The organism is Clostridium isatidis (assembly GCF_002285495.1).
Taxonomy (GTDB): Bacteria; Bacillota; Clostridia; order Clostridiales; family Clostridiaceae; genus Clostridium; species Clostridium isatidis.
In genome coordinates, this window is record NZ_CP016786.1 from 977,272 (window position 1) to 990,660 (window position 13,389).

Below are 13,389 nucleotides of genomic sequence, written 5' to 3' on the forward strand. Positions count from 1 at the left end.
TCTGGAAGACTTGGGGAAAAATAAACATTATGCTAAAATAAAGAAGTGAATATAAGGTTTTTTTGAAAGTGGAGAATATAATGAGATATATAACTGGCATAATTATTGGGATATTTGTTACATTACCAGTAGGTCCCTTAGGTCTTATGGCAATACAGAGAACAATAAAAAAAGACTGGAAAACTGGCTGCTTAGCTGGAATTGGAGCGGCTCTTTCTGATATGGTTTATTCCTCTATAGCAGTTTTAGGGGCAAGCTTCATTGATGAATTTATAAATAAAAATAAATATTTTATAAGTGGCACAACAGGAATAATATTTTTAATAGTCGGGATTAATATTTTAATGAGTGGAATAGAAAAGAGTAAGCTAAAAGAGCTTCCTAAAGAAGAAGGGATGCATCCTTTTTTTATACATTTCCTTCTAGGCTTATCTAACCCAATGACCTTTATAGTATTTATAACAGTCTTTGCAGCTATGGGGGTAAGCATAGATAATACAGAGCTATTTAAAAATGTAATTTTTGTTATATCAATTTTCATTGGTTCCTGTATTTTATGGTTAGTAACATCCAATATAGTTGAAAAGACTAAAAGCAGACTAAAATTTGAGAGTTTTATTTTTATAGACAAGCTAATAGGAGCAGTAATAGTTATCTTTGGTATCTGTGGAATTTTCAAAGGGATAGCTGGCTTATAAAAGAACTTCTATCAAAAAAGAAGAGGACAAGACCTCTTCTTTTTATTTTTATATCTTTATAAATTTTTCCTTACCAATTATGTTAAATTATTTCTATAAATTTACATTATTTAGGAATAAAGTTGTTAAATTATATTTTTAGGAGGCAGCTTTTATTAAAAGTTTACAACAGCCTTTTTTCCAAGGTCTAAAATTAACAAGGCATCTTTAAAGGAAATTTCATAAAGATCAAGCCTTTCTCCAGCCACTTCTATAATTTCCTTATAGTCTGGGTGCTTTTTAATGAATTCATCCTTTAAATCATAAATGCTTAAATTACTCTTTTTAACTATAGCCCTCTTTACCCTAATATGTTCACTGCTTTCTGCTGATAGGGGAACAGTAGTGAAGGCAACATTATTATTATGAATAAATTCAAAGGTCTTTTCAGATCCTCTAAAGGAAGCAAAAAATATTGTCCCTTCCTTATCCTTCTTATAGCAGAAGTTTACAGCTCTTACATTTGGAAAATTATCAATTGATGTTGCCAAGGCAATTCTATTAGTTTCATCTAGTATTCTATAATATTCTTTTAAATTATCCATCTTTATTCTCCTTTTCCTCTTTATTATTGATTTTTCCCACTAACTACAATCTTATTCTATCATTTAACCTTGACATCAGTATGTCATAGTTATACTATAAAATAAAAATTAAAGGAATGATGAATATGAAAACTGATAGACTAATTGCTATTATTATGCTTCTCCTTCAGCATAAAAAAATAAGTGCTTCCAAACTTGCAGAAATGTTTGAAGTAAGTACAAGGACAATATATAGGGATATTGAAGCAATTAATTTAGCTGGTATCCCAATAGTTACTTATCCAGGAGCTAACGGGGGAGTAGGGATTATGGAGGAGTTTAAAATAAATAATAAGTTTTTTACAACTTCTGAAATAGAAAAGATGCTGCTGGGGCTAGGAAGTATTTCGCAGATAATTTCAAATAATGAATTAAAAAATACCCTGGCAAAAGTAAAAAGTCTAATTCCAGCTTCAAATCTTAGGGATATTGAATTAAAATCTAACCAAATTTCTATTGATATTACTCCCTGGATAGGAAATAAGAACTTTCATCCTAATTTTGAAAAAATAAAGGAAGCCCTTAATGAAAATAAATATATAAGCTTTGATTACTTAAACAATAAAGGAGAGAAGAGTAAAAGAAAAATTGAGCCTTACAGGTTACTTTTAAAGGAAGGCTATTGGTATCTTCAAGCTTACTGCACAGAAAAAGAGGACTTTCGCACCTTTAAGTTATCAAGGATGAGCAAGGTAGAAATACTAGAGGAAAATTTTATTCCAAGAGATTTTGATTTTAATGCTTTAGCTACTATAAAAAATTCAGGCAAAAAAATTATAAAAATAAAGCTTATAGTGGATGAACTTCTTAGAGATAGAATGATAGAACTATGTGGAGAAGAAAACATAAAGCCTTGGAAGGAAAAAAAGCTTATAGTAGATTTTCCTTTTATTGATGATGAATATAGTTATAATATCCTTCTTGGTTTTGGAGATAAATGTGAGTGTATAGCTCCAGCTTCTATTAGGGAAAAATTAATTAAGAAAATAGAAGACTTATTAAAAATTTATAATAAATAAAAAACTTCCCTTTCCTTGGAGAGTACCTTCGAGGAAAAGGGAAGTTTTAATTTTTATCTATTTATATTAAAGGATTTATTTTTAGTTTCATAATATATCATATTACTATGCTTATCAAGGTAATATGAAAAATAAGATATTTTAAACAAAGTACCTTGACAGACATAATACTTTGATGTATATTATAGCTACAAGAAGAAAAACAACTTAAAGAAAGAGGCGAGGAAAATTGGACAGTAAAATATCATCAGATTTAATTAGAGGGCATACAGATACAATTGTTCTTGGAATTTTAAAAGAAGGGGACAGTTATGGCTATGAAATTTATAAAAAGATAATTGAAAAAAGCGAAGGAGCCTATGAATTAAAGGAAGCTACCCTTTATTCAAGTTTTAGAAGATTAGAAAAGGATGGCTATATAACTTCTTATTGGGGAGATGAAACTCAAGGGGGAAGAAGAAAGTATTATAAGATAACAGCCTTGGGAGAAAACTTATATAATCTTAACAAACAAGACTGGGAATTTGCTAAAAGAATAATAGATAAACTTATTTAATAGGAGGTAAATAATAATGAAAAATATAGATGAAAAAATTAATGAATATATTGATAAGGTATTTGCAGAAGTTGCTCCAAGTCAACAACTCTTTGATTTAAAGGAAGAATTAGCAACAAATATGAAAGAAAAGATTGGAGACTATACTTCTAGGGGACTAGATGAGGAACAGGCCTTTAGGGAAGCTGTAGCATCCCTCGGAGATTTAAGCGGCTTAGTAGAGGATATGAGAAAAATAGGTCAGGACAAGGCTAGAGAAACTGTTTATACAAGTATGTCCAATAAAGTTTCTATTGCTGGAATAATTATTGGTGTATTATTAATACTTTTTGGAAGTTTTTCTACTGCAATGCTGCATTTTATGAATATCCCTAAGGAAGGAGCTGTTGCTCCAGGAATATTTATAGTTGGCGGCGGTATAGTATTAACTTATAGTTTATTGACTATAGAAACTAAAAGAAAGTATGCCATGAATAAAATTAGGGCAGCCTTTTATGCACTTGCTGTTGGCTTAATACTATTTGGTATTTTTTCAGCTGTAATGTCAGGAACAGCAACTGGCGAAGTCTTTATTGCAATAGGATCCTTAATGGTTTATGTGTTAGCAGGTGTTGCCTTGATGCTATATTTATTTTTAACAGGAAGAAGTAGAATAAAATAATAAGAGGAGGGAAGATAATGTTAAATAGAGAAGTACAAAAGACAGACTTATCGCTAATTTTAGTTTTAGGGGCAATAGCCCTTATAAGGCCCCTTTCAAAGATAACAGGCATAATTGATATTTTTGGTAATAGAGCAAGGGGAAGTCTTTTAATCACCTTAATTGTTTCTGCAATTTGGATATTTATAGTAGTAAAAAATAAGTTTGAAAATCCAGTTTCAACCCTTGTTTATGCAGGATTATCTTATGGAGTATTTTCTATAATCTTAAGTGGAATTTTATTTCCTATATTAACTGGAAGATTGCAAGGACCCTTAGTTTTTCCACCGGCTATTTTTATCATCTTGATTTTAAATATAATTTGGGGTTTTATAACAGGAGTAATAGCAAAGTTATTTTTAGGGAATAGAATTTAATTTAAAAGAAAACTTCCAATATAGCTATTTTTCAAAGAGTAGCAAATTGGAAGTTATTTTTTATACAAATTTTATTTAAATTTATTATTCAAGATTTTTTCCTGTAAAGGCTAAAGGCAGCAATTCTCCTAGAGTATATTCTAAATAATCATCTGTACTTTTAGCTATAATCACTTTAAATGTTTTTAAATCACAGAATTCAGCCATTACTTGTCTGCATACAGCACAAGGGGCACAATAATCTCCTTCTCCTGGTTTTAATCCTTTTTTATTTCCTACTATTGCAATAGCAACAAAGTCCTTATGACCTTCAGAAATTGCCTTAAAAAAGGCTGTTCTTTCTGCACAGTTAGTAGGGGTATAGGCAGCATTTTCGATATTACAGCCAGTGAATACGGTTCCATCGGCGCAAAGTAAAGCCGCACCAACATTAAAATTTGAGTAAGGAGTATAACAGTACTTTTGCACTTCAAAGGCTTTTTCTATTAAATTTTTCGCATTTACCATAGCTATCATCAACCCTTCTTGAAAATTCCAAACATATAGAGATATTTGGGAATATAGTATATCACTATTAGAAAAAGAAGTAAATAAATCTTTCCAATTATTTTAGGAAAATTTATGATGTATTTATCAATTTTTATGGATTTATTTAAATAAAATATTAATACTGAAGAATGGAAGCTTCAGGATTTTTTATGACTGGTTTTATTATTAGAGAAATTGTCAATATTTTTAATAGTGATAATAATCTAGGTCTTGAAAAACTTACAACAATAGGAGTAAAATTAAATTTTAGTTGATTTTTATTTAATCTTAAGCAAAAGGCTTATCCTTTATGAAGATTAAGTATATAATGCTTATAGATAAGTTGAAAGGATGAACAATTTTGGATAAATCAAAATTTTATACAAAAAAGATAAATATAATTATACTTGCAGCTATTTGTACTTTTTTATGGGGAAGTGCCTTTCCTTCTATAAAGGTTGGTTATGAACTTTTCAAAATTGATGCTGATGATTTAGGAGGAAAGCTGATTTTTGCCGGCTATAGGTTTTTCCTAGCAGGATTATTTGTACTCTCATTGCAGATAGTTAGAAAGATAAATATTTTTAAGATAAATAAGAAGGATTTAAAGGAATTTACCTTTCTAGGACTTAGTCAAACAACCCTTCAGTATATCTTTTTTTATATTGGAATGACCTATACATCTGGGGTAAGGGGATCAATTATAAATGGAAGCTCCACCTTTTTCAGTATAATATTGGCCCACTTTATTTATAAAAACGATAAATTAAGTTTTAATAAGATATTAGGATGTATCCTAGGATTTGCAGGAGTAATTATCGTAAATCTAGGAGGAAGTTCCCTTTTAGAAGGAAGTTTTTCCTTTAAAGGAGAGGGCTTTATAACGATTGCAGCCTTTCTAATTTCAATCTCTTCAATTTATGGAAAGAAAATTAGTCAAGATAAGGATGCGTCTACTGTTACGGGCTATCAGCTGACAATTGGAGGTCTTGCCTTAATTATATTAGGATACCTTTGCGGAGGACATTTAACAAACTTTACATTGAAATCAAGCTTCCTTTTAATATATATGGCCCTATTATCCTCAGTAGCCTTTGCTTTATGGTCCCAACTAATAAAATATAACAAGGTTGGAGTAATTTCAGTTTTTAATTTCTTAATTCCTGTTTTCGCTACAATTCTTTCTGCTATGATACTTAAAGAAAATATTTTTGATTTTAAAATTTTTATAGCCTTAATTTTTGTTTGTGCAGGTATTTATTTTGTTAATAAAACTAAGGATGAAGAACTCTTCCCTTATAAAGAAATAATAAATAATGAAAAATAGTTTTTTAATAATGCAAAAGGAGATAAATATGATTTCAAAAAAAGAACTTATGGATGAAATAATAACATACGATATAATAACTTATAAAGATGAGGATGGAAAGAAAGTAGAGTATGTTGAAGTTACTTTAACAGATAGGATTATTGATGTTTACATGGATACAAGTGAAGTAAATATCGGAATTCTTGCAAAGAAAATCCTTGAAGATAATTTGTATAAATAGTATCTTTAAAAGGCTGAAGAAATTCGGTCTTTTATTTATAAATATAAGGAGGAATTTTTGTGAAACATAATAATACCAAGGAAGATAATAATAGATTAAATGTTATTAAAGAATGGGAAGGTAAAGTTGTAAAACATTTTAAAGGAGACCTGTATTTAATCCTTGATACTAATGTAATTCATACAGAAACTAATGAAAGAATGATATATTATAAAGCTTTATATGGTGACTATGGCACTTTTGTAAGACCTGCAAGCATGTTTGCTGAAAGGTGTAATTCTGAGCAGTTTGAAAAGTATGGTCAGGAATATAGATTTGAGTTAGCAGAAAATAAATCTAGGAAGAAGTAATATAAAATTTATAACAGTAAAGATTAAAGAGATATTTAGAAATAAAAAATAATAATATAATAATTAAAAAAGATAAGTATGTATAGAAGATCAGTAAAATTACTGGTCTTTTATTTTTATAAAATAAAGTCTTGAAATAAGCATTGTTTATTTCTTTTAAAGTAAAATCAAAGAAAAATAAATTAATAAAATTTTCGGAAGTAATAAATAATATAGTAGAAAAATAGATGTAATAATTAAATGAGGTGTAAAATGCATATAATTGTAATTTACATAATATTTGTAATGTTATGTATTAGATTTTTTCAAGTTGCAACAAGAGGGGATGATTAGATAATAAATTTTTTAAAAAACTATTGACTTAGAGCTAACTCCATAGGGTAAAGTATTAATAGAAGGAAATAACAAAATATTAAATAAAGTAGAAATTCATAAAAAGGAAAGGAGAATCTCTTATGAATAGTTTTGTTTATGACATTCCAGTAAAAGTGTATTTTGGGCCTGATCAATTAGGACATCTTGGAGAAGAGTTAAAAAAATATGGCAATCGCGTACTTTTAACCTATGGTGGAGGCTCTATTAAGAAAATTGGACTTTATGATAAAGTTGTTGCAGAAATAAAAAAGGCTGGGTTAGAACTATTTGAACTTTCAGGTATTGAGCCTAATCCTCGTATTACTTCAGTTAATAAAGGAGCAGAAATTTGCAAAAAAGAAAATATAGATGTATTACTAGCAGTAGGTGGAGGCTCTACTATAGATGCTACTAAATTTATAGGGGCAGGAGCTTTCTATGAAGGAGATGCTTGGGATCTAGTAACTGGCAAGGCTCCAATTACAAAATGCCTTCCTATAGTAACAATTTTAACTTTAGCTGCTACTGGTTCAGAAATGGATGCAGGTGGTGTTATCAGTAATTTAGATACAAATGAAAAACTAGGAAATGGTCATCCAACAATGCTGCCAAAAGTATCTTTCCTGGATCCAACTAATACTTATTCTGTAAGTGCTTATCAAACTGCCTGTGGTGCTGCAGATATAATGTCCCATATCATTGAAGTATATTTTAACATGAATAAAGATTTATATATGTTAGATACCGTGGCAGAAGGTTTAATGAAAACTGTAATAAAATATACGCCAATTGCAATTAAGGAACCTGATAATTATGAAGCTCGTGCTAATCTTATGTGGGCATCTTCTTGGGCAATTAATGGCTTTATTGATGGAGGTAAAAAGCAGGCATGGAGCTGCCATCCAATGGAACATGAATTATCAGCTTTTTATGATATAACACATGGATTAGGCCTTGCAATACTTACTCCACGTTGGATGGAATATACTTTAGATGAAACTACAGTATCAAAATTTTATCAATTTGGATGCAATGTGTTTGATATAGATAAAAGCATGGAACCAATGGCAGTTGCAAAGAAGAGCATAGAAATGTTATCTGATTTCTTCTTTAAGACGCTAGGTTTAAAGAGTACTTTAACAGAAATAGGAATAGATGACAGTAATTTTGAAATAATGGCTAAAAAGGCTTGTAAGGGAAGTATTATTCAAGGATTTAAACCTTTAAAACAAGAGGATATTCTAAATATCTATAAGATGTGTCTATAAAATAAAGTTTTAAGAGCATGTAGTACTTTTAAATTAATATTACATGCTCTTTTTTCACACAATTAGCAAATATTATGATAAAATTTTTATAAAGACTTTATAATATTTTCTCTAGAAGGTTTAGGGAAGAGAAGTAAAAAAAGATTGAATTTAAATTTATAGAAAATGAAAATTTATATGTTTTTAATAAAATAGTACTTGGGGATGATATAGATGATATTCAATTTAAATGAGTTTTTAATGGCAGTATCTTTTACATTAGATTTCGTTGAGATGGATATATTGGGGGTTGCTTCAAACCATGGTAAAAGAACTGCATATATAGCTTTAAGAATTGCACAGGAGATTGATTTAAAAGATGAAGAAATTCATGATGTTGTTGCTCTAGCAATGTTACATGACAATGGACTTAGTTCAATAAATGTTCATGGAAGATTTTTAAAAAGGGATCCTATGAATATTAGAAATTTAGAAAGTGTTAAGGAACATTGTATAATAGGTGAAGACAATATTAAGGACTATCCTTTTTTTACAGATGTTAAAGGTTCAATAAAATATCATCATGAAAACTATGATGGTACAGGTAACTTTAATTTAAAAGCTGAGGAAATTCCTTTAATGGCACAAATAATACGTATTGCAGATTTAACAGATGCCACTTTTAATTTTGGAAAAAGTAATAATTCAAATAAGGAAAAAATAATAAAATATATCAATGATCAAGAAAATAAAATATTTTCTCAAAAGTTGGTACAAGCTTTTAATAATATTTCTAAGGATAAAAATTTTTGGGCTAATTTACAAGATGATAATCTAAAGGAAGCCCTAAAAAAGAACACACCACAATTTTCAAAGGATTTATCTTTAGAAGAAATTAAGAAAATAACAAGTGTATTTTCAAAGATAGTTGATTCAAAATCTCATTTTACAAAAGAGCATTCAAGGGGATTGGTAGAAAAAGTTAAAATTATGGCTGATTATTATAAGAAAAGTCATGAAGAAAAAATGAAATTAATTATTGCAGCTGATTTACATGACATAGGTAAATTAGCAATTCCTAATGAAATTTTAGATAGTCCAAGGAAACTAACCTTTGAAGAGTTTGAGTTAATGAAAAAGCACGTTTATTATACAAGAATAGCCCTTCAAGAAATTAAAGGCTTTGAAGATATTAATGAATGGGCTTCAAATCATCACGAAAAATTAAATGGCATGGGTTATCCTTTTGGCAAAACTGAAAAGGATTTAGATTTTAATTCAAGGCTTATGACTTGTTTAGATATTTATCAAGCTTTAACAGAAGAAAGACCTTATAGAAAAGGACTAGTACATAAAGAAGCAATGAAAATATTATATGACATGTATAAGAAAGGATTAATTGATGGGAAAATTACTGAAGATATTGATAATGTCTTTGGAGAAAAATAGGGGCATCTAGCTCTCTTAAGGGAGGTTAAGCTTTTACAGGGCTTGTACTCACTTGGGAGAGCTACATGCTCCTTTTGTTTTAAATTATACTATGTATTACTTATATTTATTGTTACTTCTAAGATAGTTTATTTTTCTAATAATTTTAATGTACAACAATTACTTTTGGGAAATAATAAAAAAATTCTATTACTTTTAAAGAATGGTTATTATTAATTATAAGAATATAAATAATTTTGTGCAAAATTGACGTTATTTGTAGAAAAAGGTATAATGAGTATGTATATTCAATATTTTTTTGAGTGAAATGACAACGTTTATATTTTTGTAAAGGTTTGTGGAATTATAAGAAAAATAAGGAGTGTATTATATGGACGTAAATAATCATCTGCTTCAACTAGAAGAATTGAAAAAAAATATTAAGCTAATAAAAGAAAAAGATATTCAAGAAGATAATAGGAATGCTGGATATTGGATTTTTGATATTGAAAATGAAAGAATGTTTTTATCAAAGGATATATTTCAAATATTGGAGTGCAAGCCAGAAGAGTATAATGGTACTCTAGAAGATTGCTTATCTTTTGTTCATCCAGAAAATATTGAGTTTATAAAGATTTTTCGATTAGAAAGTACAGATATTAAGGAAGATATAATTAATTTTAAGATAATAAGTAAAAAGGGAAAAATTAAAGATGTTCAAACAAGTATTATGTTTTTAAAAGATGAAAATAATAATCCAATAAATATAGTTGGAATCTTTGAAGAAGTAAGGGAGAAAAATCTAAGAGATAATAGTGAAAATAAGGCCAATCTTGGCATTTGGAAATATGATGTTATTAATGATAAATTTTATTGTACTGATGAGATTTTTAATATCTATGGAGTTGGTCCTCTTGAGTTTAATAACGATTATAGAAAGGCCATTAATTTAATTCATCCAGATTATAAAATAAAAATAGAAAATGCGATAAAAAAATATTTGTTAGGAGAAAAGGCTGCTTGTGTATGTTCTGTTTCCCATTATATAAAAAATAATAAATTTGTTGTAGGAAAATTAGAGACAATTTATGATGAAAGTGGATATCTAACTACCATCACAGGTGTTTTAGAATGTGAAACAAAAAATAATATATTTGATGAATTTAAAAGATGCTTAAAGCTTATTAATCAAGTTCAAAAATTATCTACTATCGGAAGTTGGCAGGCAGATTTTGATAATAATAGATGTTATTTATCAGATGAAGCCAGTAAAATATTTGGATTTTCTACTAAAGTTACTTGTATCTCCTTAGATGAAATGAAAGAATACATACATCCAGATGATATAGAAAAAATTTATGAAATATATAGTAATCCATCAGAAGAGCCTGTAGAAATAGAATTTAGGCTTATAAATAAAGATGGCTCTGAAAGACATATATATGAAATAGTAGAATTTGCTTTTAATGATGAAAAAGAAGTAAGGTATATGTATGGAACAATTCAAGATATAACAGATAAAGTTATATTAAAGAAGAAACTAAGATTAGAGGAAGAGAAAATTTATAAATTAAAAAGAAGATTTAGTGCATTAATAAAGGATTCCTTTGAAATCTTTGAAATTTTGGATTCTGAAGGAAAAATAGTATATATAAGTGAGGCTTCAGAAAGAGTAACTGGCTATAAGATTGAAGAGCGTATTGGAAAACCAATATTTGAGTTTTATGATAAGTATGAAATTCCAAAGTTAGTTGAAATGATAGAATTTGTAAAAAATAATCCGGAGAAAAAAATTACAAAAGATATACTATTAAAAACTAAAGATGGAGAAGAGATCTATTTAGAATTTCATATGCAAAATTACTTAAATGATACAGCAATTGAAGGTATTGTGGTTAATTTTAGAGATATAACAGATAGAGTAAAAAATGAACAAAAAATAATATATCTATCTTCTCATGATCACTTAACAGGATTACCTAATAGATTATCCTTTAATAAGAAAATCAATGAATTAATTGAAGAAGCCAAAGAAAATAATAAAAGATTTGCTCTTTTCATGGTAGATATTGATAGTATAATTTTTGTAAAAAATACATTAGGTTATAAGATAGCAGAACAATATACAGTACAAATAGTTGAAAAGTTAAAACTTTATTGTGGTAATAAAAAATTATTATTCCGTTATACTGCTCATAGATTTGTAATTGTTATAGAAGGTGTACGTAATATAGATGAATATAAATTAATTTTGAAAATATTATTTAAATTATTTTCTCAGCCAATAAAGGTGGACAAGTATGAATTAGATGTAAAAATAAGCGTCGGAATAAGTATTTATGAAAATAATAAAATAGATAAGGATGAACTTGTAAGGAATGCTGAAGTTGCATTATTTTTAGCAAAAAATGAAGAAAGAAATAGATATAAATTCTATTCATCAGATACTAGCATTCAAACCTATAAATATTTTATTCTTCAAAGGGATTTAAGAAGGGCAGTAGAAAATAATCAGCTTAGAATTTTTTATCAGCCTTTTGTGAATCTCAATACTAATGAAATAATAGGAGCAGAAGCTTTAATTAGATGGGAACATCCAGAATGGGGAATAATATCTCCTAATGAGTTTATTTCCATGGCAGAAGAAACAGGATATATTATTAATATAGGCAATTGGTTATTAAAGGAAGTTTGCAGTAATTATAAAGAATGGATAGATAATGGACTGCCTAACATCAAAATTTCTATTAATCTTTCAGGAATGCAGTTATTAGAAGCAGATTTAGTTAAAAAGATTAAAAACATTATTGAGGAATATGAATTAAAGCCTAATTTTTTAATTCTAGAAATAAAAGAAAGTGCCCTTATGGGAAAAACAGATAAAATAATTTCAAGCATTAAGGAATTAAGATCTTTAGGTATTCAAATTGCTCTTGATGATTTTGGAACAGGATACTCATCTTTAACATGTTTACCTTCTCGTAATATTGATATATTGAAACTAGATGGTTCTTTTATTAACAAAAATGAAGATAGTACAATTATAATTAAACATATAATTAGAATGGCTCAGGAATTAAAAATTAAAATATCTGCAGAGAAAATAGAAAGTTGGGATCAGCTAGAATTTTTAAGAAATTTAAAATGTTATTCTGGACAAGGTTATCTTTATAGTAAACCATCACCGAAAATAATATTTGAAAAAGTATTAGCTAAGAAAAAATGTAAGCCGGTTATAGTTAATGATACAAAATTTGAAGGAGATAGACGTCAATATTTTAGAGTTAAGTTTATGCAGTCGCTAGAAGCTGAATTGACTGTTTTAGAAATTAAAGGTAAGAAAGTTAATGTAGGTAATACAAAGGTCTTAATTAAAAATATTGGACCGGGAGGTTTATGTTTTGTATCTGATATTAATTTACCTATAGATAATGATATTGTTCTTCAATTTACAACAAAATTGATGAAGACAGAAGTTAAAGTTTACGGACATTCGGTATGGGGCAAGGAAATTGATACTAATTTATATGAATATGGTATCAAATTTTCCTTAGATGAAAATAAACTAACAGAACTTGTAAGGTTATTGAATCAAGTTCAAATATCTATGAAAAAAGATATTTTATTTGCTGATGGTAGTTTTATTTCAGGTACTATTTTCTCCTATTTTGCTTTCGAAAAATAATAACAATAATATAAAAGCTATTGCAAACTAAACTGTGCTTTGCAATAGCTTTAAATATTAATCTTCTCTATATTCTAAAATATCACCAGGCTGACAATCTAAGGCCTTACAAATAGCATCCAAAGTAGAAAATCTTATAGCTTTAGCCTTTCCATTTTTTAAAATAGATATATTAGCCATTGTTATTCCAACTTTTTCTGAAAGTTCTGTAACGCTCATCTTCCTTTTAGCCAGCATTACGTCTATGTTAATTATTATTGCCACTTCCAATCAC

General features: G+C 28.1%; 14 protein-coding genes. 11 read left to right on the forward strand and 3 right to left on the reverse strand.

Annotated features, from left to right (window positions below):
- Positions 1 to 80: 80 nt before the first annotated feature.
- The gene (locus BEN51_RS04630; RefSeq protein ID WP_119864913.1) at positions 81 to 698 is read left to right on the forward strand and encodes a LysE family translocator; all 618 of its coding nucleotides are present in this window, start codon (positions 81 to 83) and stop codon (positions 696 to 698) included.
- 155 nt (positions 699 to 853) lie between these two features.
- On the opposite strand, the gene BEN51_RS04635 is transcribed toward BEN51_RS04630, so the two are convergent.
- Positions 854 to 1,282 (reverse strand): pyridoxamine 5'-phosphate oxidase family protein, encoded by a 429-nt coding sequence (locus BEN51_RS04635; RefSeq protein ID WP_119864914.1) that lies wholly within the window; start codon positions 1,280 to 1,282, stop codon positions 854 to 856.
- A 125-nt stretch (positions 1,283 to 1,407) separates the two neighbouring features.
- Between BEN51_RS04635 and BEN51_RS04640 the strand changes: the two genes are divergently transcribed.
- From BEN51_RS04640 to BEN51_RS04655, 4 genes are all read left to right on the forward strand, one after another.
- Complete coding sequence (locus BEN51_RS04640) at positions 1,408 to 2,340, forward strand: helix-turn-helix transcriptional regulator (RefSeq protein ID WP_119864915.1); 933 nt, start codon at positions 1,408 to 1,410, stop codon at positions 2,338 to 2,340.
- Between the two features lie 229 nt (positions 2,341 to 2,569).
- Entirely contained in the window at positions 2,570 to 2,896 is a 327-nt protein-coding gene (locus tag BEN51_RS04645; RefSeq protein WP_119864916.1) for a PadR family transcriptional regulator, read from the forward strand.
- Positions 2,897 to 2,912: 16 nt separating this feature from the next.
- Positions 2,913 to 3,557: a permease prefix domain 1-containing protein gene (locus BEN51_RS04650; RefSeq protein WP_119864917.1), complete on the forward strand. Its 645-nt coding sequence runs from the start codon at positions 2,913 to 2,915 to the stop codon at positions 3,555 to 3,557.
- 17 nt (positions 3,558 to 3,574) lie between these two features.
- Entirely contained in the window at positions 3,575 to 3,973 is a 399-nt protein-coding gene (locus tag BEN51_RS04655) for a hypothetical protein (RefSeq protein ID WP_119864918.1), read from the forward strand.
- Between the two features lie 84 nt (positions 3,974 to 4,057).
- On the opposite strand, the gene BEN51_RS04660 is transcribed toward BEN51_RS04655, so the two are convergent.
- Entirely contained in the window at positions 4,058 to 4,480 is a 423-nt protein-coding gene (locus BEN51_RS04660; RefSeq protein ID WP_418219552.1) for a cytidine deaminase, read from the reverse strand.
- Positions 4,481 to 4,862: 382 nt separating this feature from the next.
- On the opposite strand from BEN51_RS04660, the gene BEN51_RS04665 reads away from it, so the two are divergent.
- The 6 genes from BEN51_RS04665 to BEN51_RS04690 all read left to right on the forward strand — a co-directional run bounded on the left by BEN51_RS04665 (position 4,863) and on the right by BEN51_RS04690 (position 13,115).
- The gene (locus tag BEN51_RS04665) at positions 4,863 to 5,828 is read left to right on the forward strand and encodes a DMT family transporter (protein ID WP_119864920.1); all 966 of its coding nucleotides are present in this window, start codon (positions 4,863 to 4,865) and stop codon (positions 5,826 to 5,828) included.
- Between the two features lie 10 nt (positions 5,829 to 5,838).
- Complete coding sequence (locus tag BEN51_RS04670) at positions 5,839 to 6,051, forward strand: hypothetical protein (protein WP_236906261.1); 213 nt, start codon at positions 5,839 to 5,841, stop codon at positions 6,049 to 6,051.
- Positions 6,052 to 6,110: 59 nt separating this feature from the next.
- The gene (locus tag BEN51_RS04675) at positions 6,111 to 6,401 is read left to right on the forward strand and encodes a DUF1653 domain-containing protein (protein ID WP_236906262.1); all 291 of its coding nucleotides are present in this window, start codon (positions 6,111 to 6,113) and stop codon (positions 6,399 to 6,401) included.
- A gap of 455 nt (positions 6,402 to 6,856) precedes the next feature.
- Positions 6,857 to 8,023, forward strand: coding sequence for an iron-containing alcohol dehydrogenase (locus tag BEN51_RS04680; RefSeq protein WP_119864921.1), 1,167 nt, complete (start codon positions 6,857 to 6,859; stop codon positions 8,021 to 8,023).
- Positions 8,024 to 8,236: 213 nt separating this feature from the next.
- Positions 8,237 to 9,451 carry an HD-GYP domain-containing protein gene (locus tag BEN51_RS04685; protein ID WP_119864922.1) on the forward strand — a complete coding sequence of 405 codons (1,215 nt, stop codon included), beginning with the start codon at positions 8,237 to 8,239 and terminating at the stop codon, positions 9,449 to 9,451.
- Positions 9,452 to 9,821: 370 nt separating this feature from the next.
- A complete protein-coding gene (locus tag BEN51_RS04690; RefSeq protein WP_119864923.1) occupies positions 9,822 to 13,115 on the forward strand; it encodes an EAL domain-containing protein in 3,294 nt (1,097 codons plus the stop codon).
- Positions 13,116 to 13,172: 57 nt separating this feature from the next.
- On the opposite strand, the gene BEN51_RS04695 is transcribed toward BEN51_RS04690, so the two are convergent.
- On the reverse strand, positions 13,173 to 13,379 hold the full coding sequence (locus tag BEN51_RS04695) for a helix-turn-helix domain-containing protein (RefSeq protein WP_119864924.1): 207 nt from the start codon (positions 13,377 to 13,379) through the stop codon (positions 13,173 to 13,175).
- Positions 13,380 to 13,389: the final 10 nt, after the last annotated feature.